Source organism: Curtobacterium sp. PhB78 (genome assembly GCF_003751685.1).
Taxonomy (GTDB): Bacteria; Actinomycetota; Actinomycetes; order Actinomycetales; family Microbacteriaceae; genus Curtobacterium.
Genome location: NZ_RKIA01000004.1, coordinates 160,397 through 179,422, shown reverse-complemented (window position 1 = coordinate 179,422; position 19,026 = coordinate 160,397). Strand labels below are relative to the sequence as shown.

16 protein-coding genes are annotated in these 19,026 nt (G+C 71.3%); 2 read left to right on the top strand and 14 right to left on the bottom strand.

Annotation, left to right across the window (positions count from 1 at the left end; all coding sequences use genetic code 11):
* Positions 1 to 2: 2 nt before the first annotated feature.
* The 13 genes from EDF53_RS10635 to EDF53_RS10580 all read right to left on the bottom strand — a co-directional run bounded on the left by EDF53_RS10635 (position 3) and on the right by EDF53_RS10580 (position 14,823).
* A complete protein-coding gene (locus EDF53_RS10635) occupies positions 3 to 1,328 on the bottom strand; it encodes a sugar ABC transporter substrate-binding protein (protein ID WP_123293547.1) in 1,326 nt (441 codons plus the stop codon).
* Positions 1,329 to 1,611: 283 nt separating this feature from the next.
* Complete coding sequence (locus EDF53_RS10630; protein ID WP_221181208.1) at positions 1,612 to 2,811, bottom strand: ABC transporter permease; 1,200 nt, start codon at positions 2,809 to 2,811, stop codon at positions 1,612 to 1,614.
* Positions 2,808 to 3,551: an ABC transporter ATP-binding protein gene (locus EDF53_RS10625; protein WP_123293546.1), complete on the bottom strand. Its 744-nt coding sequence runs from the start codon at positions 3,549 to 3,551 to the stop codon at positions 2,808 to 2,810. Before EDF53_RS10625 ends, EDF53_RS10630 begins: the two co-directional genes overlap by 4 nt.
* Positions 3,548 to 4,609 (bottom strand): peptidoglycan-binding protein, encoded by a 1,062-nt coding sequence (locus EDF53_RS10620; RefSeq protein WP_148058320.1) that lies wholly within the window; start codon positions 4,607 to 4,609, stop codon positions 3,548 to 3,550. The genes EDF53_RS10625 and EDF53_RS10620 overlap by 4 nt, the downstream gene beginning before the upstream one ends.
* Complete coding sequence (locus tag EDF53_RS10615) at positions 4,606 to 5,115, bottom strand: hypothetical protein (RefSeq protein WP_148058319.1); 510 nt, start codon at positions 5,113 to 5,115, stop codon at positions 4,606 to 4,608. The genes EDF53_RS10620 and EDF53_RS10615 overlap by 4 nt, the downstream gene beginning before the upstream one ends.
* A 103-nt stretch (positions 5,116 to 5,218) precedes the next feature.
* Positions 5,219 to 6,376 carry a HAMP domain-containing sensor histidine kinase gene (locus tag EDF53_RS10610; RefSeq protein WP_123293543.1) on the bottom strand — a complete coding sequence of 386 codons (1,158 nt, stop codon included), beginning with the start codon at positions 6,374 to 6,376 and terminating at the stop codon, positions 5,219 to 5,221.
* A complete protein-coding gene (locus EDF53_RS10605; protein WP_123293542.1) occupies positions 6,373 to 7,026 on the bottom strand; it encodes a response regulator transcription factor in 654 nt (217 codons plus the stop codon). Before EDF53_RS10605 ends, EDF53_RS10610 begins: the two co-directional genes overlap by 4 nt.
* A gap of 7 nt (positions 7,027 to 7,033) precedes the next feature.
* A complete protein-coding gene (locus EDF53_RS19350; RefSeq protein ID WP_173169830.1) occupies positions 7,034 to 7,171 on the bottom strand; it encodes a hypothetical protein in 138 nt (45 codons plus the stop codon).
* A gap of 59 nt (positions 7,172 to 7,230) precedes the next feature.
* Positions 7,231 to 7,791, bottom strand: coding sequence for a DUF2231 domain-containing protein (locus EDF53_RS10600; RefSeq protein WP_123293541.1), 561 nt, complete (start codon positions 7,789 to 7,791; stop codon positions 7,231 to 7,233).
* An 89-nt stretch (positions 7,792 to 7,880) separates the two neighbouring features.
* A complete protein-coding gene (locus EDF53_RS10595) occupies positions 7,881 to 10,049 on the bottom strand; it encodes an ATP-dependent Clp protease ATP-binding subunit (protein ID WP_123293540.1) in 2,169 nt (722 codons plus the stop codon).
* A gap of 53 nt (positions 10,050 to 10,102) precedes the next feature.
* Entirely contained in the window at positions 10,103 to 11,503 is a 1,401-nt protein-coding gene (locus tag EDF53_RS10590) for an MFS transporter (RefSeq protein WP_123293539.1), read from the bottom strand.
* Positions 11,504 to 11,618: 115 nt separating this feature from the next.
* Positions 11,619 to 11,906 (bottom strand): twin-arginine translocase TatA/TatE family subunit, encoded by a 288-nt coding sequence (tatA, locus tag EDF53_RS10585; RefSeq protein ID WP_123293839.1) that lies wholly within the window; start codon positions 11,904 to 11,906, stop codon positions 11,619 to 11,621.
* Positions 11,907 to 12,078: 172 nt separating this feature from the next.
* On the bottom strand, positions 12,079 to 14,823 hold the full coding sequence (locus EDF53_RS10580; protein ID WP_123293538.1) for a glycoside hydrolase family 2 protein: 2,745 nt from the start codon (positions 14,821 to 14,823) through the stop codon (positions 12,079 to 12,081).
* Positions 14,824 to 15,136: 313 nt separating this feature from the next.
* Here EDF53_RS10580 and EDF53_RS10575 point away from each other — a divergent pair, with 313 nt between their 5' ends.
* The gene (locus EDF53_RS10575) at positions 15,137 to 15,556 is read left to right on the top strand and encodes a pilus assembly protein CpaE (protein ID WP_123293838.1); all 420 of its coding nucleotides are present in this window, start codon (positions 15,137 to 15,139) and stop codon (positions 15,554 to 15,556) included.
* Positions 15,557 to 15,629: 73 nt separating this feature from the next.
* Positions 15,630 to 16,460, top strand: coding sequence for an aldo/keto reductase (locus EDF53_RS10570; protein WP_123293537.1), 831 nt, complete (start codon positions 15,630 to 15,632; stop codon positions 16,458 to 16,460).
* Positions 16,461 to 16,562: 102 nt separating this feature from the next.
* On the opposite strand, the gene EDF53_RS10565 is transcribed toward EDF53_RS10570, so the two are convergent.
* Positions 16,563 to 18,965, bottom strand: a complete 2,403-nt coding sequence (locus EDF53_RS10565; protein ID WP_123293536.1) for a M60 family metallopeptidase — start codon at positions 18,963 to 18,965, stop codon at positions 16,563 to 16,565.
* Positions 18,966 to 19,026 lie beyond the last annotated feature (61 nt).

Here is a 19,026-nt window from a genome sequence, read left to right as displayed (position 1 = left end):
GACTACTGCTGCGCGTTCAGCGCGGTCGTGAGGTGCTTCGAGAAGCCCTCGGCGGCCTGCTCCGGCGACTTCCGCCCGGTGGCGATGTCCGCGAACATCGACTGGAACGACGCGTCGCCCTCGATGGTCGCCCAGCCCGGCGTCGCCGGGGTCGGACGACTCGTGCCCGCTGCCGCGAAGTACGGCTTGTGCAGGGTGTCGACGTCGTCGGCCACGGCGTCGAGCAGCTCGGTCGAGTTCGGCTCCCAGCCGTCCACACCGAACACCTGGTCCTGCTGGAACTCCTTCGAGGTCAGGATCTTCAGGTAGTACAGCGCGAGGTCCTGGTTGGCGGCCTTCGCCGGGATCCCGAGGTCGGAGCCGCCGAGGAACACCGGCTGCGTCTTGCCGTCCGTCTGCGAGGGCATCGGGAACGTGCCGATCTGGTCGGCGAGCGCCGGCTTCGCGGTGGTGATCGAACCGATCTCCCACGCCGAGCCGAGGAACGCCGAGGTGTTGCCCTGCGCGAAGACGTCGCTCTGCGAGGGCTTGTCGGTGTTGATGTCCTGCGTCGACTTCGCGGAGTAGTCGTTCTGGAACTCCTTCCACGCCGTCAGGCCCTTGACCGCATCGGCCGAGTCGAGCTTCCCGGTCCACTTGCCGTCCTTGTCGGAGGCGATCTCGCCGCCGGCGTCCCAGACCCACTGCAGCCCGCCGTACCAGTACTGGCCGGGCATGTAGAAGGCGGAGAAGTCGCTCTTCGCGTTGGCGGCCTTGACCTTGTCGAGGTCGGCGGTGAGCTCGTCGTAGGTGGTCGGCACGTCGGTGACGCCGGCGTCCTTCCAGACCTTCTTGTTGTAGACGACGGCGCGGTTGCCCGCGAAGAGCGGTGCGCCGTACAGCTTGTCGTCGACCGTGGCCGGCCCCTCGAGCCCGGTGAGCCAGGTCTGGCCGTCCTTGAGCTCGTCGCGGTACGGCGTGAGGTCCATGAGACCGCCGGCCGCTGCGTAGACCGGTACCTGGGTGTTGCCGAGGTCGACCACGTCCGGGGCGTCGTCCTGGGCGAGCGCCGTGGTGAGCTTCGTGGTGATCCCGTCCCACTGCTGGGTCTGGATCTTCACCTTCGCCCCGGTGTCCTTCGTGAACTGCTCCTGGGCTGCGTCGAGGACCTTGTCGCTCAGGTCGCCGTTCATCATCCAGACGGTGATGGTCTTGCCCTTGCCATCGGGTGTGCCGATGGCCTTCGTGCCACCGTCGGAAGCTCCGTTGCTTCCGGCGGAGCACCCGGTGAGGGCGAGCGCGGCCGCCAGGCCGAGCGCACCGAGTGCGGCGAAACGCGTGCGTGTCACGTTGACTCCCTTGGTCCGGCCTTTATGAAAGGTCGTTGCGTATTCGCAATAGAAGACCTTCCGAGAGCCCTTGTCAACCGTTGGATCGGTCCCTGTGAGCGGGTTCGATCCGCGTGTTTCCGGGGGATCACGGATGGCGAACAGATCGTCGCCAATGCTTGACACGACTGGTCATGACCAGCCATGATCTGCGCCTCGCGTCGACGGGGTGGACGGAACGACCGGGAGGCCCGGTGCCGGTCCCGCAGACCGGCACCGGGCCTCCCGGATCACCACCACGGCCTCAGACGGCCGCCAGGGCGGACGTCGGTGGGATGCGCGCTGCGCGCGCGGCCGGGTACCACCCGGACGCACCGCCGATCACGACGGTCGCGCCGAGCCCGCCGCCGACGGCCCACAGCGGGATCGCCACCGGCCACCCCTGCGCCAGGGCGAAGGCGACCGTCACCCCGACCCCGATCACCACACCGGCCACCCCGCCCAGGAACGACAGCAGCAGCGACTCGACGAGGAACTGGTCGCGGATGTTCCGCCGCCGCGCTCCGAGGGCTCGCCGCACCCCGACCTCGGCACGACGTTCCAGCACGGTGATCACCATCGTGTTCGCGACGCCGATGCCGCCGACGAGCAGGGCCACGCCGCCGATGCCGACGAGCAACCCGGTGAACGAGTCGTCGGTGGCGTCCTTCGCGGCGAGCGCGTCGGACGGTCGGGTCACGCCGACGTCCTGCGGCGCTCCGGGGCGGATCGCGTTCGCCAGGACGTCGCGAGCCGGTGCCACGCGCGTCGGGTCGACCCGGGTGTAGACGGCGGTCGGCGCCCCGTCGGAGCCGAGCTGCCGGCCGAGCTCCTCGGGGACGAAGACCTGGCTGTCCAGGTCGTCGGCGAGCGCGATCGGCTCCAGGATCCCGACCACCTGCACCCACTGCCCGCCGATCCAGACGCGGCTGTCGGCACGGACCCGGTCGATGCCGAGTGCCGCTGCGGCGTCCGCTCCCAGCACCATCTGGGGTGGTGCGTCCGCGGCGGGGTCCAGCCAGCGGCCGTCGGCGAGTCCGGCACCGAGCACCTCCGGCACGTCGCCCCACGCGGTCATCACCCCGATGCCCTTGCTCTCCGCGGCCGGGATGTACGGGCTGCGGTACACGGCGGCCTCGGGGACCGCGCCCACGGCAGCCGCCGCCTCGACGTCGTCCTGACGACGCGCGGAGTCGAGCGCCGTCGACGGGAGCGGCGGCACGTCGCCGATGCCGTCGGCCTGCGTGATCGTCAGGACGTTGGTGCCGAGCGCGTCGAGCACCCGGTCGAGCTCCGCCTTGCTCGACGACGAGATCCCGACGACGGCGATCATCGCGGCGATGCCGATCGCGATGCCGAGCGCCGACAGGACCACGCGCGTCGGCCGGGTCCGGAGCCCGAAGAGTCCGAGCCGCAGCAGCTCGCCCGCGGTGACCGCAGACCGGAGGCGGCGCCGGGCGTTCACGCAGCACCCCGGATCGCGGAGGCGAGCGCGGCGGCGGGGACGGTGCCGCCGTCCGTCCCGGAGTCGTGCTGCACCTGGCCGTCGCGCATCCGCACCCGGCGCGGCAGCGACGCGGCGAGCTCGAGGTCGTGCGTGATGACGACCACCGTCGTCCCGCCGGCGTTGAGTTCACGCAGCAGCGCGAGGATCGCCGCCCCGGACGCCGTGTCGAGGGCACCGGTCGGCTCGTCGGCGAGCAGGATCGTCGGCTCCCCGACCAGTGCCCGGGCGATCGCCACCCGTTGCTTCTCGCCGCCCGACAGCTGGTTCGGCCGGTGGTCCAGACGATGCCCCAGCCCGACGCGACGGAGGGCGTCGACCGCGCGTCGGTGTCGCTCCCGTCGGCTCGTCCACGCGTAGAGCAGGCCGTCCGCGACGTTCTCGGTGGCGGTCGCCCCGTCCTGCAGGTGGAAGTGCTGGAACACGAACCCGATGTGGTCGGCCCGGAGCAGGGACAGTTCGTCGTCGGTCATGGTGTCCACGTCGTTGCCGGCGATCGTCACGGTGCCGGACGTGGGGCGGTCCAGGGTGCCGATGACGTTGAGCATCGTCGACTTGCCGGAACCCGACGGCCCGACGACCGCGACGAGTTCGCCCGCTCCGATGTCGAGCGAGACCCCGCGGAGGGCGCCGACGTCGCCGTAGGCCTTCACGACGTCCCGGAGGGCGAGCACCCGGCCGTCGGTGGGCTGCGCGCTCATCCCGGCACCACCACACGGTCGCCCTCGGTCACGTTGCCCGTGACGGCGACCCGGCCGGCCGCGGTGAAGCCGGGCGTGACGGGCACGCGCTTCGTCGTGCCGTCCTTCCGGACCACCTCGACGGCGTACTTCCCACCGGCCCCGGCGACCAGGGCAGCCACCGGCACCGACAGCACGTCCTGCTCGGTCGCTCCCTTCGCGTCGACCTGTGCCGAGGCGGCGGCGGGGAGCTTCCGGTCGCCCGACTCGAACGCGACGGACACGTCGACCTTCGTGCTGCCCTCGTCGCTCGTGTCCGGTGCGACGTCGGTGACCTCACCCGCCATCGGGGCGCCGGCGCCGTTCACCCGCACCGCGACCTCCGTCCCGACCGCGAGCCGTTCGGCGTCGGCCTGCGACACCGTGGCGACCACGATGCGCTTCGTGCTCGTCACGTGCAGGACGTCGCCGCCCTCCCCGGCCGCCGGCTGCCCGAGCTGGCCGTCGACGGACGCCACCCGGACGTCACCGTCGACGAACACGACGTCGTCGGCCGTCAGCACCCCGGTCACCCGGTGGCCCCGGTCGCGCTGCCACTGCTCGACCCCACGCTGGGTCCTCGGTCCGAAGGTGTCGTCCTGGGCGACGTCGTACCCGAGCGCCGCCAGGTTGTCGTTGAGCTGCTGCACGTCGGTGCCGCGCAGCCCGCGTGCGAGCGACCGCCAGAGTGGCACCGTGCCGTGCATCGAGCGGACCCCGCGCTCGTCGACCGCGTACACGAAGTCGTCTCGGCGCAGGACCTGCCCGGGCTTCGGCAGCCAGGTCAGCGTCCCCTCCGCCGCCCCGGGCACGCCGGTGGCCGACCCGTAGCCGAGGGTGCCCGCGAACACCTTCGAGTCGGTCAGGTCGCCGCGTTCGACGGTGACGGTCGTCCGGGCCTTCGTCGGAGCGTCGGCGGCGGATGCACTGGTCGCACCGGACGTCACGTCCACGATCGCCCAGGTGCCGATGCCCGCGGCGAGGACGGCCACGAGGACGACGCCGACGATCACCGCCCGCCGTGGTCGGGACCGGGTCACTTGCCGGCCTCGGCGCCCAGCCCGTCGAACGCCGTGCGCTCGCACTCCTGCGCCACCTCGGCGAACGCGTCGGGATCCGACGGCTCGTACGCCGACTGGTCGTCATCGGGGTAGTCCGCGAACCCGTGCTCGCGGATGCACTTCGCCGCCTTCCGCGCGGCTTCGGCGCCGCCGGGGATCGACTCGGCCGACCCGACAGCGTCGCCCGCCGTGCCGGAACCCTTCGCGCAGGCCGCCAGGTCGCTCTGCCACTGGTCGGGGTCCACGCCCTCGGGGACGCCGACCGAGCTCGTCGTGTCGGCTCCGGCGGGATCGGGCATGTCGTAGCCCTTCTCGCGCATGCACGCGGCCAGCGAGACCGCCTTGTCCTTGCCGCCGGCCGCCGTCGTGGCGTCGTCCTTCGGCGCCCCCGAGCACGCGGTGAGCAGTGCGGGCAGCAGCAGGGCCGCTGCGGCGACGGCGATGAACGCGCGCGGGCGGCGGACCGAGGTGGTGGTGGTCGTCATGGTGGTCTCCTTCGTGGCGTGGACGGAGCGAGACCGGTGGTCCGCTCCGTGTTCGTGCCACCAGGACACCAAGCGCGGTGTTTCGCGCCAGGTACGCCGACGGTTACGTCGGCGAAACGTCGACCCGCACCCGCAGCCCACCGCCGTCGCGCGCCGCGATCGAGAGCCGCCATCCGTGCGCCTGCGCGACGGCTGCGACGATCGACAGCCCGAGGCCGCTGTGCCGGTACGCGGCGGCGCTGTCCGGGCACCGTCGGAACGGCTCGACCAGACCCGGCGCGACGCTGTCGGGGACCACCGGCCCGGAGTTCTCGACGGTGAACCCGCCCACGTCGGTGGTCACGCGCACGAACCCACCGGGCACGTTGTACTCGACGGCGTTCCCGACCAGGTTGACGAGGAGCTGGCGGACGAGCGTCGGCTCGCCGCGCACCCCGACGGGAGGCCCGTGGCGGCGTGCACGGGTGAGGGTCACGCCCGCCTCGTGGACGGCGTCCGCCACCCCGCTCACCACGTCGTCGACCGTGCCGTCCAGGTCGACGGGCTCGGTCGCGCCCGCCAGGCCACGGTCGGCCTCGGCGAGCAGGAGCAACGACCCCACCAATCGCTCGGTCCGGCGGTTCTGCTCGAGCAGCTCGTCGCGGGTACGGCGGACGTCGTCGGGGCCGGCGTCGTCGGGCAGCCCGATCTGCATCGCGGCACGTTGGACGGCCAGCGGGGTCCGGAGTTCGTGCGAGGCGTGGGCCACGAAGCGTCGCTGGCTCTCGAACGCGGTCTCCAGGCGGCCGAGCAGGTCGTCGACGGTCCGGGACAGGCGTCGGAGTTCGTCGTCGGGGCCGCCCAACCCGATGCGTTCGTGCAGGTTCGACGCCGAGATCCGCTGCGTCGTCGCGGTGATCCGGTCGATCGGCCGGAGCATGCGCCGGCTGACGAACCACCCGACACCGCCGGCGAGCACACCGGCGCCCGCGATGCCGACCGCCGACCACTGCCACTGCTGCGTCGCCACGACGGCGACGAGCATCGTGCTCTGCGCCTGCGCGGTGGACGACGGATCCGGCTCGCTCGGGCTCTGCGGGGACACCGGTGCCGGCAGCGCCTGTCCGGTCGAAGTGTCCGACCCCGGCATCCGTGTCGAGATGGAGCTGATCGACGTCACGTTGACGAACACGAGCACCGCAGCGGTCAGTGCCATCGACGCGAGCGCGAACACCAGGGCGGTGCGCGCCCGGATGCTCCAGGTCCGCCGGAGCCGTCTCACAGCGCGTAGCCCTCGCCCGGAACCGTCCGGATCGGATCGGGGCGGCCGAGCTTCTTGCGGAGCTTCGACATCGTCACCCGTACGGCAGCGGTGAACGGGTCGATGTTCATGTCCCAGACCTTCTCGAGCAGTTCCTCGGCGGAGACGATGCGACCATCGGCTCGCAGGAGCGCCTCGAGCACCCCGAGTTCCTTCGAGGTCAGGTCGAGCGGTCGGCCGTCACGGGTGGCCATCCGGCGGTTCGTGTCGAGGACGATCCCGGCGCGTTCGAGCACGGGCGCGACCGGGGCGACGCTGCGGCGGCCGAGCGCCCGGACGCGGGCGACGAGCTCGGGGTACTCGAACGGCTTGGCCAGGTAGTCGTCGGCGCCGAGCTCGAGGCCGTGCACGCGGTCCGTCAGGGTCGTCGCCGCGGTGAGCATGAGGATGCGGGTCAGGCTGCCGCGCGACGCCAGCCGACGTGCGACCTCGTCGCCGTGCACCCCCGGGACGTCACGGTCGAGCACCACGACGTCGTAGTCGTTCACCGCCAGCAGTTCGTCGGCGTGGTCGCCGCGGTAGGCGACGTCGACGGCCATGTCCTGCCGCGACAGGCCCTTCGCGACGAGGTCGGCGAGGGCTGCTTCGTCATCCACCACGAGTACACGCATCCGGACATTACATGCGATATACCTCGGCATCCGCTGGGTCGAGGTGGACGACCCCGGTCTGCTCGTCGATGCGGACCCGGAACCCGCCCGTCGGGGCGCCGGGAACGGCGGTGAGCGGCAGGCTGTCGGTGGTGAGGTGCTCCATACCCCCAGCCTGTGACGTCGTCTGTTTCGTCGCCGTAACGCGCGTGCCAGCCGTGACCGTCAGTGCGACGCGTCGAACGGCACCTCACCGTGGTCGCTCACGCCGGCGCGCTGCCGGTAGGCCAGGTGTCCGCCGAGGTACCCGCCCACCCCCACGACACCGAGCGCGGCGAACCCGAGCAGCTTGCCGGCGCCGTGGTTGCCGTTCTTGCGCTGCCACCACGACAGGCCGTACAACGAGATGCCGACCCAGTTGACGGCCTGGTGCACCCATCCCGTGCGCAGCTGCTCGCGGTCGAGTTCGGACCAGTCCACGTACCCGGCGAGGCTCGCACTGCCGGACGACACCAGGCCGACGCCGACGAGGGTCTTCGCGGCCTTCGCGTTGCCCTTCCCGCCGAACACGTCGAGCACGGCGGCCGAGATCCACGCCCCGAGCGGCACCTGCACCATGAGCGGGTGCAGCGGGTGCCCGAACGGCACCCCGTGCAGCAGTTGCCGCAGGGCCTTCGGCCGGGCGAGGGCGTTCACGACCGAACGGTCGATGTCGACGGCCTTGTCGAGCACGCTCGCGTGCTCGACGGTGTCGGTGAGGCGACGGATCGCGCGGATCTCAGGCATGCCCTGCAGCCAACCCGGGAGGCCCGTGCCGGGTCCCAGGAACCGGCACCGGGCCTCCCGTCGGTCACCCCACCCACCGCGGCCGCCGCCTACTCCTCGACGACCTCCGCCAGCTGGAACGGCTCGACGGTCAGACCGTCGCCGTCCTCGGCGACGTCGACCCGGACGGTGTCGCCGTCTCGGACGTCACCGGACAGGATCGCGCGCGCCAGCTTGTCGTCGATCTGCCGCTGCATGAGGCGGCGGAGCGGCCGTGCGCCGTAGAGCGGGTCGTACCCGCGCTCGGCCAGCCACCCGCGCGCCTCGGGCGTGACCGCGAGTTCGAGCCGGCGGTCGGTCAGGCGTCGGGCGAGCCGGTCGACGTAGAGCGACACGATCTGACCGAGGTCGTCGGCCGTCAGGGCCTGGAACACCACGATGTCGTCGAGGCGGTTGATGAACTCCGGCCGGAACGCCTGCTGCACGAGCTCGCGCACGGCGTCGTCGCGCTGCTCGTCCGTCAGCGTCAGGTCGGTCATGAACTGCGAGCCGAGGTTCGACGTCAGCACGAGGATCGTGTTCCGGAAGTCGACCGTGCGCCCCTGCCCGTCCGTCAGCCGGCCGTCGTCGAGCACCTGGAGCAGCACGTCGAACACCTCGGGGTGCGCCTTCTCGATCTCGTCGAGCAGGATGACGGAGTACGGGCGACGCCGGACGGCCTCGGTGAGCTGCCCGCCGGACTCGTAGCCGACGTACCCGGGCGGGGCGCCGATCAGCCGCGAGACCGAGTGCTTCTCGCCGTACTCGCTCATATCGATGCGGACGAGGGCCTTCTCGTCGTCGAACAGGAACTCCGCGAGTGCCTTGGCCAGCTCGGTCTTGCCGACGCCGGTCGGTCCGAGGAACAGGAACGATCCGGTCGGACGGTCCGGGTCGGAGATGCCGGCGCGGGTGCGACGGACGGCCTCGGACACGGTATTCACGGCGGTGCGCTGCCCGATGATCCGGCGCCCGAGCTCGTTCTCCAGGTGCAGGAGCTTCTCGGTCTCGCCCTGCAGCAGCCGCCCGAGGGGGATGCCCGTCCACTGCGCGATCACGGCGGCGATGTCCTCGTCGGTGACGCTGTCGTTCACCATGCGGTCGGCGGACTCGGCCTGTTCGGCGGCGGCGAGCTCAGCTGCGATCCGGGGCTTCTCGCTGTACCGGATGCGGGACACCGTCTCGAAGTCGTTGTCCCGCTCAGCGCGGGATTCGCGGACACCCAGGTCGTCGAGCTGCTGCTTCAGCTCACCGATGCGGTTCAGGCTCGCCCGCTCGGCCTGCCAGCGCTGCTCGAGCTCGCCCAGTCGTTCCTCGCGCGTGCGCAGCTCGTTCCGCAGGGTCTCCAGCCGGGCCTTCGAGGCGTCGTCCTTCTCCTGCTTGAGCGCGAACTCCTCGACACGCAGCCGGTCGACGTTCCGCTTCAGTTCGTCGATCTCGACCGGGCTGGAGTCGATCTCCATGCGGAGCCGGCTGGCGGCCTCGTCGATCAGGTCGATCGCCTTGTCGGGCAGCTGGCGGCCGGAGATGTACCGGTTCGACAGGCTGGCCGCTGCGACGAGTGCGGAGTCGTTGATCGTGACCTTGTGGTGCGCCTCGTAGCGCTCCTTGAGCCCGCGGAGGATCGCCACGGCGTCCTCGACGCTGGGCTCCCCCACGTAGACCTGCTGGAAGCGGCGCTCGAGGGCGGCGTCCTTCTCGATGTACTCGCGGTACTCGTCGAGCGTCGTCGCCCCGATGAGCCGCAGTTCGCCGCGCGCGAGCATCGGCTTGAGCATGTTCGAGGCCGCGACGGACCCTTCGCCGCCGCCGGCACCCATCAGCGTGTGCAGCTCGTCGATGAACGTGATGACCTGGCCGTCGGAGTCGTTGATCTCCTTGAGCACGGCCTTGAGGCGCTCCTCGAACTCGCCGCGGTACTTCGCGCCCGCGATGAGCGAGGAGATGTCGAGCGAGACGAGCCGCTTGTCCTTCAGTGAGTCGGCGACGTCCCCGGCGACGATGCGCTGCGCCAGCCCCTCGACGACGGCGGTCTTGCCGACGCCGGGCTCGCCGATGAGCACGGGGTTGTTCTTGGTGCGGCGGGTGAGCACCTGGCTGACGCGTCGGATCTCGGAGTCGCGTCCGATGACCGGGTCCAGCTTGCCGCTGCGAGCGATCGCCGTCAGGTCGACGCCGTACTGCTCGAGGGCGGTCTTCTGTCGCTCTTGCGAGTCAGGAGCACCCTGGAGGTTCGCCATGCGTTCCGTCCTTTCGTTGCGGTGGTGTTGTACTTGAGTCTACTGCACTCAACTTACGTCGGCGCCGGGAGATTCCGGATCCCGACGGCGCTGACGACCGCGCCGGCCAGCAGGAGGACCGCCATCACGACGACCGCCCGGTGCAGGCCGGCGACGCTCATCTCGCCGCCGAGGACCACGCCCGCGAGCGCGACCATCACCAGGCCGGCGATCCGCGCGATCGCGTTGTTCACGGCCGACCCGACGCCCGCCTCGGACTGCGGAACAGACCCGAGCACGGCGCTGGTCAGCGGTGTCACCATGAGCGCGATCCCGAACCCGATGAGCACGAGCCCGGGGAACACGGCAACCCAGTAGCCGTCCGGCTGCGCACCGACCAGCAGCATCAGGAGCGCACCGACCGCTGCCACCGCCGGGCCCGCGGCCATGAACCAGCGCGGCCCGAACCGTCCCGCCAACCCACCCACGGCCGAGGACACCAGCAGCAGGACCACCGTCGGGGGCAGCGTCGCCAGGCCGGCGAGCCAGGCGGGGAACCCCCAGACCTCCTGCAGGAACAGAGTGACCACGAAGAAGACCATGCTCAGGGCGCCGTAGATCGACAGGGTGGCGAGGTTGCCCACCGCGAAGTTGCGGGCCCGGAACAACGCGAGCGGCACCAGCGGCGAACCGGTCGTCCGGGTCACGTGGAGCTCCCACGGCACGAACGCCCCGAGTGCCAGGGCACCGAGCACGAGCGCGGTGACCACCACCGGGGCACCCCACCCGAGCCGCTCCTGCTCGATGAGCCCGAGCACCGCCCCACCGACCCCGACGACCGCCAGCACGGCGCCGACCACGTCGATGCGCGGTCGGAGCGCTGGGTGCACGTCACCGGTGATCCGCAGCACGAGCGGGATCGTCACCGCGATCGGGACAGCGGTCAGCACGAAGATCCACCGCCAGCCGATGCTGTCGACCACCAGCCCGCCGACCACGGGTCCGAGGATCGTCGACGCGCTCGACCAGGCGGTCCACGTGCCGATCGCCTTCGACTGCGCGGCCCCACGGAACGCCGCCACGATGAGGGCGAGCGCGCTCGGGGTCACCAGGGCGCCGCCGACGCCCTGGAACGCCCGCGAGACGATCAGGAACTCCCCCGTCGGGGCGATCGCACACGCGACCGAGGCGATCCCGAACACGACGAGCCCCCACGTGATGATGCGCACCCGGCCGAACACGTCCGACAGTGATCCGGCGACGAGGATGAGCGAGCCGAGCGTCACCAGGTACGCGTCCACGGTCCACTGCTGCACGACGAGTCCGCCGCCGAGCTCCTGCCGGATCGCGGGGAGCGCCACGTTCACCACGCTCGAGTCGAGCCCGACGACGAACGACGAGAGGATCGCCACCACGAGCACGGTGCGCCGGTCGTCCCGGAGCGGCGCGGTCGCGCGCGGTGCAGCAGTGGTCATGTGCTCATCCTGCGCCCCCTCGGACCGCTGCGCGCCCCGCACGACGAAGCCCCCGCGACCGGATTGGTCGCGGGGGCTGCCGACAGGACGGGGCTGGGTGTCCTGAGCTGGGGTTCTAGCGCCGGGAGTCGGTGTTCGGCTGCGCGCTCGGGCCGGGGTTCAGGATCGGACCGGCAGCGGGCTCGGCGGGAGCGTTCGGCACGGTGCTGGTCGGGGCCGCGGTGTTCTGCACCGTGGTGTCGCCTGCCTGAGCCTTCTTCTCGTCGTCGGTCATCTCCTTCTTGAAGATGTTGATCGACTGCCCGAGGCCCTTGGCGAGCGCCGGGAGCTTCGTCGCGCCGAACAGCAGGATGACGATCCCGAGGATGATCAGCAGGTGTACGCCGCCGAGGTTTCCGAGCATCATGACTCCTTGATCTGGAACTGGTCGCCGTCCGCAGGTCTTCTTCGACCCACGCGGCGGAAGTCCGTGTTCCCCCCATCGTAACTCTCCCGATCCCCGATGCCCAGGCCGAGGACCGGAACGGACACCGTTCGCACAGGGAAGCGCACCCGCTCGAGCGCGCCGCTCGCCGCTAGTCGGTCGCCAGCGCCCGGTCCAGGCTCCACAGGACGGGTTCGGCACGGAGCGCCGGGATGTCGGCCTCGGTCACACCGGTGAGCCGGAAGGTCACCCGCTCCCCGGGCAGCAGGGTCATGAACCCGCGGTCCACCACCCCGGCCGCGGTCACCCGGTCGGGCTGCACGAGCAGGTCGCGCACGAGCGTCTCGGCCTCGACGGTCAGGTCGAGCCCGCCGTCGACGGGCGTGAACGAGGTGCGGTACCGCGCGGGTTCCCACCGCACGTCGACGTCGGGGCCCGGTGTCCAGACCGCCCGACGCCAGTCCATGTCCGCCACGATGAGCTCCCGCGCGGGGTCGTCGACCACGCCGACGGACTCGGGCAGGGCGACGACGGCGACCCCGGCGGACGACAACCGGACGGGCAACGACGCCTCGGCCAGGATCGTGCCGGCCGTGGTGACCCGTCGCACGCGCACCACGCTGTCGTGGCCGCCGCGCGTGGACCGGACAGCGACCTCGACGGGCGAGGACCCGAACGCACCGGGCGAGACGCCGAGGGACAGGGTGTCCGCCACGTCGCCCAGATCAGCCGTCTCACCGGCGGAGGCCGAGTGGCCGGGGTGATCCGGGCCTCCCGTCCCGTCCGCGCCGGACGCGACCGGCGAGGCGGGCGCGACCGCTCCGGAGACCGGTGAGACGGGCGACGACGCCGGCGACGCAGCCGGCCCGGAGACGGCGGACGGCGCGACCGCCACCCGCGACACCGGACGGATCGTCAGCAGGACGTCGTCGTACAACCGACGCAGCTCGTGCGCGAGCGGCTTCAGCCGCCCCGCCGAGTCGATCGCCGACCACGACGACACCGGCCACAGGTCGTTGAGCTGCCACATCACCACGCCCGTGTTGCGCGGCCAGTGCGTGCGCCAGTGCTCGACGCCCGTCGCGATGGCCCGGGCCTGCTGCAGCTGCGTCAGGTAGTGCCACGCATCGAACGAGAAGGGCCCCGTGCCGAACCGGGGCTCGATGCCGCGGGCCAGCTTGCCCATCCCGTCGGCAGCCTTCTGGTGGTGCACGACCCCGGGTGCGTCCTGCGACAGCACCTCGTCCGCGACCCCGTCCCGCAGCGTCCGCCACGCGGGCGGCGCCTGCCAGCCGAACTCGGACACGAACCGCGGCACCGAGCCGCGGTAGGCGGTGTCGGGCAGGCGGTTCCAGGCATCCCACGAGTGGTGCGTCTCGTGGTCGACGTCGTTCGCGGGCAGCGACTCGGCGCCCGACCACGGCGACGCCACGGTGTAGAAGCGCGACGGGTCGACCGCGTCGACGATCGTCGGCAGCAGGTCGAGGTAGTAGTCGAGGCCCCACCCGCGGTCACCGAGCGAGGCCGCCCAGCCGTCCACGTCGTGCAGCCAGATGTTCTCGTTGTTGCCGTTCCACAGCACCAGCGAGGGGTGCCGGGCGAGGCGGGCGACGTTGTCCCGCGCCTCGGCGATGACCTCGCTGCGGATCGGTTCGACCTCGGGGTACGCCGAGCACGCGAACGGGAAGTCCTGCCAGACGAGCAGGCCCAGCTCGTCGCAGACCTCGTAGAAGTCGCGCGACTCGTACACACCGCCGCCCCACACGCGCACGAGGTTCGTGCCGAGCGAGGCCGCCGCGGTCAGACGGGACTGCAGGCGCGCGCGGTCGACGCGGGAGATGATCACGTCGTCGGGGATCCAGTTCACCCCGCGCACGTCGATCAGGGTCCCGTTGACGTGGATGCCGAAGGGACGACCCATGTCGTCGACCTGCGTGTCGATCCGCGTCGACCGGAAGCCGGTGCGGAACGTGTCGCGGTCGAGCACCTCGCCGTCGACCGTCTGCAGCTCCACGACCACGTCGTACTGCGCCTGCGCACCGTAGCCGCGGGGCCACCAGCGCAGCGCCTCGGGCACGCGCACCGTGACGACGGTCTCGTCGTCCTTCGGCGTCAGCTGCGCCCGCGACCGCTGCCGCGTCGGCGTGCCGTCCTCCTTGAGACCACTCACGGTCACGACGAGCACCAGGTCGTCGTCCTCGCCGTCCTGGTCCAGGTCGTTGAGGCCGGAGCGCTCGACGGTGATGTGGGCGTCGAGCACGCCCTCGCCGGCCTCGACGTCGACGAGCGGGCGGACCTCGCGCAGCCGCGCGGTCGACCACCGCTCGATCGCGACCGGTCGCCAGGGACCGCTCGTGACGGCGGTGAGCCCCCAGTCCCAGCCGAAGTTCGAGGCGTTCTTGCGGATGTACGGGAACGGCTCGTCGTACGGGCCCGGCATGCTGCCGGCCTTCGCGGCGACACGGCCGGCCTCGCGGTACGGCGACTCGAACAGGATCTCGAGGTCCTTCGTCGTCGCGCCGGACCCGGTCTGCACGCGCGCGTCGAAGCGGTAGCGGCGGTGCATGTTCCGGGTCGTGCCCACGACGACGCCGTCCAGGCTCAGTTCGGACACCGTGTCCAGGCCGTCGCAGACCAGGTCGACACGCTCGTGGCCGCGCGGGTCGACGTCGACCGCGGTGCGGTAGGCCCAGTCGGCCCGGCCGACCCACTTCGCCGCCTGCTCGTTCAGGTGGAAGGTCGGGTCCGGCAGCAGGCCCTCCCGCTCCAGGTCGGTGTGCACCTGCCCCGGCACCGTCGCCGGGATGCTGCGTCCCGCGACGCCGTCCGGCGCGCCGGTTCCTCCGGCCATGGTCACGGTCCAGCCGTCGCGGAGTTCCTCGCGTTCGAGGGTCATGCGGGTCCTTCTCTTCGGCGGACGGGGTGTCCGTCGCCTCGGTCGGGACGCCGGCCGGCGGCCCGCCCCGTGGCCGGTTGGTCGGCCTGGAGGCGCGGCACCGGTTGCCCGGGCGTCGTCACGTCGCGCGCGCGATCGGGTGGCGCTCGCGCGTGGGGGTGCTCGGCGATGCTAGTACGGGATGCTTTCGGCAACCTACGTGGTGACAGGGCGACTTCGTGGTGACAGGGCGACTTCGTGGTGACAGGGCGACTTCGTGGTGACAGCGCGACTTCGTGGTGACAGCGCGGTCTCGCGCGTGCAGGGTGGGGAGGTGATCACCGTTGCACTCGCCAGGACCCTCCGCGACGCCGGCCTGCGCTGGCACCCCGAGACGGGCGACCGGTTCGTCATCGACAAGCCCGAGGTGGACGAGGACGTCTACACCGTGTCCGAGATGACCGTCGAACGACACGACTCCCCCACCGGCACGATCCTCGGCTTCAACGGGACGACCGAGTGGGCGCTCGACTCCGTGACCGCGTCGGAGTCGCTGTGGCTGCCGCGTGAGGACCAGTTGCGTGAGCTCCTCGGGCCGTCGTTCATCGGGTTGACCCGGGTGTCGGTGAACGGCCGGATCGTCTACACGGTCACCGCGACGATCGGCGGTGCTGACCGCAGCTTCGCGTCCGAGGTCCCCGCGATCGCCTACGGCCAGGCGCTGCAGGCGTACATCGCCGCTGCGCTGTCCTGAGGGGCACGCCCGGGGTCGCTGATCCTGGGCGTTGCCGGAATGGCTGCTGGGGGTCGTTTGGTTGCATGACACCATGACCGTTCCGAACATCACCCTGAACGACGGCAAGACCATCCCGCAGCTCGGCTTCGGCGTCTTCCAGATCGACCCCTCGTCGACCAAGGAAGCGACGCTCACGGCGCTCGAGGTCGGCTACCGCCACATCGACACCGCCGAGATGTACGGCAACGAGAAGGAGGTCGGCGAGGCCATCGCGTCGTCCGGCATCCCTCGTGACGAGATCTTCGTCACCTCGAAGCTCAACAACGGCTTCCACGACCCTTCGGCAGCTGCCGAGAACGGCAAGAAGTCGGCCGACCTGCTCGGCGGCTACACCGACCTGTTCCTCATCCACTGGCCGCTGCCCACCGTCTCGGACTTCGTGCCGACGTGGAAGGCGCTCGAGGAGCTCTACGCCGCCGGCACCTCCCGCTCGATCGGCGTCAGCAACTTCCAGGCGCACCACCTGCGCCGCCTGCGTGCCGAGACGGACGTCCCGCCGGCCGTGAACCAGATCGAGGTGCACCCGTACCTGGCCCAGGACGAGCTCCGCGCCGTGAACAGCGAGCTCGGCATCGCGACCGAGGCGTGGTCCCCGATCGCCCAGGGCCTCGTGCTCGACGACGAGACCATCACCCGCATCGCCGGCGCCACGGGCAAGAGCCCGGCGCAGGTCGTGCTCCGCTGGCACATCCAGCGCGGCGACATCGTGTTCCCGAAGTCGGTCACGCGTGCCCGTGTCGAGGAGAACTTCGCGATCTTCGACTTCGAGCTCTCCGACGAGGACATGACGGACATCACGACCCTCGACAAGGGCCACCGAACGGGTCCGGACCCCGACACGTTCGACTACGTCCCGGAGTAGTCAGCAGTTCCACGGAGGGCGGTCGCGCGGTGCGCGGCCGCCCTTCGTCCGTCGGTGGCGCGGCTCGGCGTGTGCGCGGCGGCGCTCAGCGTGCGTGCGGCGTCACTCGGCGTTGCCGGTCGCGAGGATGCCGAGCGCCGAGTCGCCGGGCCGGGCGTCTGCCGGTGTGCTGATCACCGGCGACCACCGCAACAGAGCACCTGGCTCCTGCCGGAACCCGGAACCCGTCGCCAGTCCGTACGTCATCGTCGTGCCGTCGGCACTCCGCACGCCGCCACGCAGCACCAGGTTCGCGCTGGACGTCCACGTGCCGCCGGGAGCCCGGTAGGAGCCGGGGAGTGTCGTCTGGCCAGCGGCGAACGTCGTCCCCTCGGGCGCCGTCACGGTCACGGTTCCCGAGATGCGGGTGATCCGGGCGTGGACCGAGAGCGTCGTCGGCACCGCAGTGTCCGCACCCCGGTTCAGATCCGTCGCCGGCGACTCGGCCGGCCGGATGGGCTGCCAACCCGGGACGTCCTCGCGGTCGATCGGCTCGAGTCGGCCGTCCACGAGCCGGAAGGCCTGCGGGACGCCGCCGTCCTGGACTGATGCGCTGTCATGGTACGCCGCGAGCAACGCCGGTTCCTGGTGCGCGACGAGCAGGAACTGCCCGTCTCGGTAGGGGCGGTCCCCGAAGACGTCGTTGAGCACCGCACCGGTCTGATCGCCTCGGACCGAAGCAGCGGCGATCTCGGAGCCGTCCGTGTCCAGGTGCGCGATCGTCAGGTAGTCCCGCTCCGCCCACGACGTGTGCGACTTGTACGAGGTGACCGCCCGCCAGCGCAACCGCTCCTCCGCACCGTCGACGGCCAGGGACCCGACCACCCGGTTCCCCTGCCCCCGTGCAAGGACCGCGTTCCCGCCGACGGAGTCCGCCCGGACGACGATCGCGTCCTCGCTGCCGCTCGAGCTCCGGAGCACCACGGCCAGCTGCGCGGCTCCGGCTCCGACCGTGTCCGCGATGCCGATGGCCCCCGCAGCGGTCGCCGTGCCCCGCCCGCTGACGGTCCCGAGCCCGCCGACCGCGGGTGCCGGCAGGTTCCAGCGACCGAGCGGCACGTCCGGTACGGAGTCGCTCACCACCCCGACGGGTGGGTCGTAGGCCGGGATCTCGTGCTCGATGACCCGTTCCCGGGAGTCGACGTTGTCCCAGATGCGCTGGTCGAGATCGGGGTACACCGCGATGGTCGACCGGGTGGCGTCCGACATGGGGAACCCGAGGGCGTCGTAGAACGGCTCCAGATTCCGGTCCGCGATGCGCGATGCCGTCCGGACGAAGAGCGCGTGCTTGTCCTCGGTGGTGAGGACGTTGAGGTTCGTCAACGCCGCCTCGACCCGCAGCGCCTGGAAGAAACGAGGCATGTAGCCGTCGCCGAACGCTCGTCGGAGCTGCTCCCATGCGAGCAGTCGGATCCGATCGTGCGCGGTGAGCCAGTCGCGATCGTCCGACGCGAAGTACGCCTCGAAGTCCCGGACGCTCTCGTCCCACCGGCTCCCGAAGCCCAGACCGTCCTGGACGGCGAGGGAGGACAGGTTGGTGACGGTCTCCGACGTCCCCGGGAACAGGTTGATCGGCGCTTCGTAGGTGTGGCCGATCTCGTGCCACAGGGCCCACTGCGCAGCAGGTGCCTCGGCGAACAGCTCCCTGGCGGCGCCGGTGTCGACCTGGAACATGATGCGGGTGCTCGTCGCGTTGGCGAAGCCTGCGCCCGTGTCGGGCGAGACGATGTGGATCCGGTGCGGGTGCTTCCGGGACGAGCCGACCGCTCCGTCGACCAATCCGTACGTGGCGTTCGTCAGCTCCACGACCCGATCCCAGTTCGCCGTCCGCGCCTCGAGGTCATCGGCTGCGATCGCGGCCCCGGTCTTCGGCTTCTGGAAGTCGCCGAACATCCGCTCCGCGACGACCTCGACGAACGGCGCGTCGCCGAACCGACGCATCTGCTCCGCGAACGACGCGTTCGTGGATTCGCCGCGGACGAAGACGGGGACGGCGGTGCCGCCGGTGAGCGTGGCCGTCACGTGCCCAGCAGCAGCGGTGCTGACCAGCGAGACCATGCCGTCGTGGGGTGCGGTGACGACGTTCGTCCCCGCCGAGAGCGCCGTGCGGTGGTACCCGACCTCGCGACCGTCGTTGTGCGCGGCGTACGGACCCATCAGCCCGATGGCGACCTCCATCGCCGGGGCACCCGCGGGCACGTCCACCCTGATGTCCTGACCGCGCGCGACGAACCGCGCGGCCGGCTGCAGGTCGCTGTGGGTGTACTTCCTGCCCTCGAGCTCGGCGGCTGCGGCCGCCGTGCCGATCCCGTGCACCAGGACGCGCGTCGAGGAGCCGTCGTCCGAGTGCCGGATCGAGGTCTCGTGCGGATCGCCCACAGCGGATGCAGTGGGCGCGTTCACGGCGTACGTGATGCCGAGCAGGGAGACGGCGGTGACCGCGAGCGCGATCTTGAGTCGGGACATATTCGGTATTTTACATGTCTCCGACCGACGACTCCCGAACGGCGGCTACCAGTCCTGGGCC

Excerpts from the sequence above, each read along its gene's own strand:
- EDF53_RS10600 (WP_123293541.1), bottom strand. The coding sequence starts at position 7,791 with ATGCCTGAGATCCGCGCGATCCGTCGCCTCACCGACACCGTCGAGCAC.
- EDF53_RS10580 (WP_123293538.1), bottom strand. The coding sequence starts at position 14,823 with ATGACCCTCGAACGCGAGGAACTCCGCGACGGCTGGACCGTGACCATG.
- EDF53_RS10595 (WP_123293540.1), bottom strand. The coding sequence starts at position 10,049 with ATGGCGAACCTCCAGGGTGCTCCTGACTCGCAAGAGCGACAGAAGACC.
- EDF53_RS10615 (WP_148058319.1), bottom strand. The coding sequence starts at position 5,115 with ATGACGACCACCACCACCTCGGTCCGCCGCCCGCGCGCGTTCATCGCC.
- EDF53_RS19350 (WP_173169830.1), bottom strand. The coding sequence starts at position 7,171 with ATGGAGCACCTCACCACCGACAGCCTGCCGCTCACCGCCGTTCCCGGC.
- EDF53_RS10590 (WP_123293539.1), bottom strand. The coding sequence starts at position 11,503 with ATGACCACTGCTGCACCGCGCGCGACCGCGCCGCTCCGGGACGACCGG.
- tatA (WP_123293839.1), bottom strand. The coding sequence starts at position 11,906 with ATGCTCGGAAACCTCGGCGGCGTACACCTGCTGATCATCCTCGGGATC.
- EDF53_RS10605 (WP_123293542.1), bottom strand. The coding sequence starts at position 7,026 with ATGCGTGTACTCGTGGTGGATGACGAAGCAGCCCTCGCCGACCTCGTC.
- EDF53_RS10625 (WP_123293546.1), bottom strand. The coding sequence starts at position 3,551 with ATGAGCGCGCAGCCCACCGACGGCCGGGTGCTCGCCCTCCGGGACGTC.
- EDF53_RS10570 (WP_123293537.1), top strand. The coding sequence starts at position 15,630 with ATGACCGTTCCGAACATCACCCTGAACGACGGCAAGACCATCCCGCAG.
- EDF53_RS10565 (WP_123293536.1), bottom strand. The coding sequence starts at position 18,965 with ATGTCCCGACTCAAGATCGCGCTCGCGGTCACCGCCGTCTCCCTGCTC.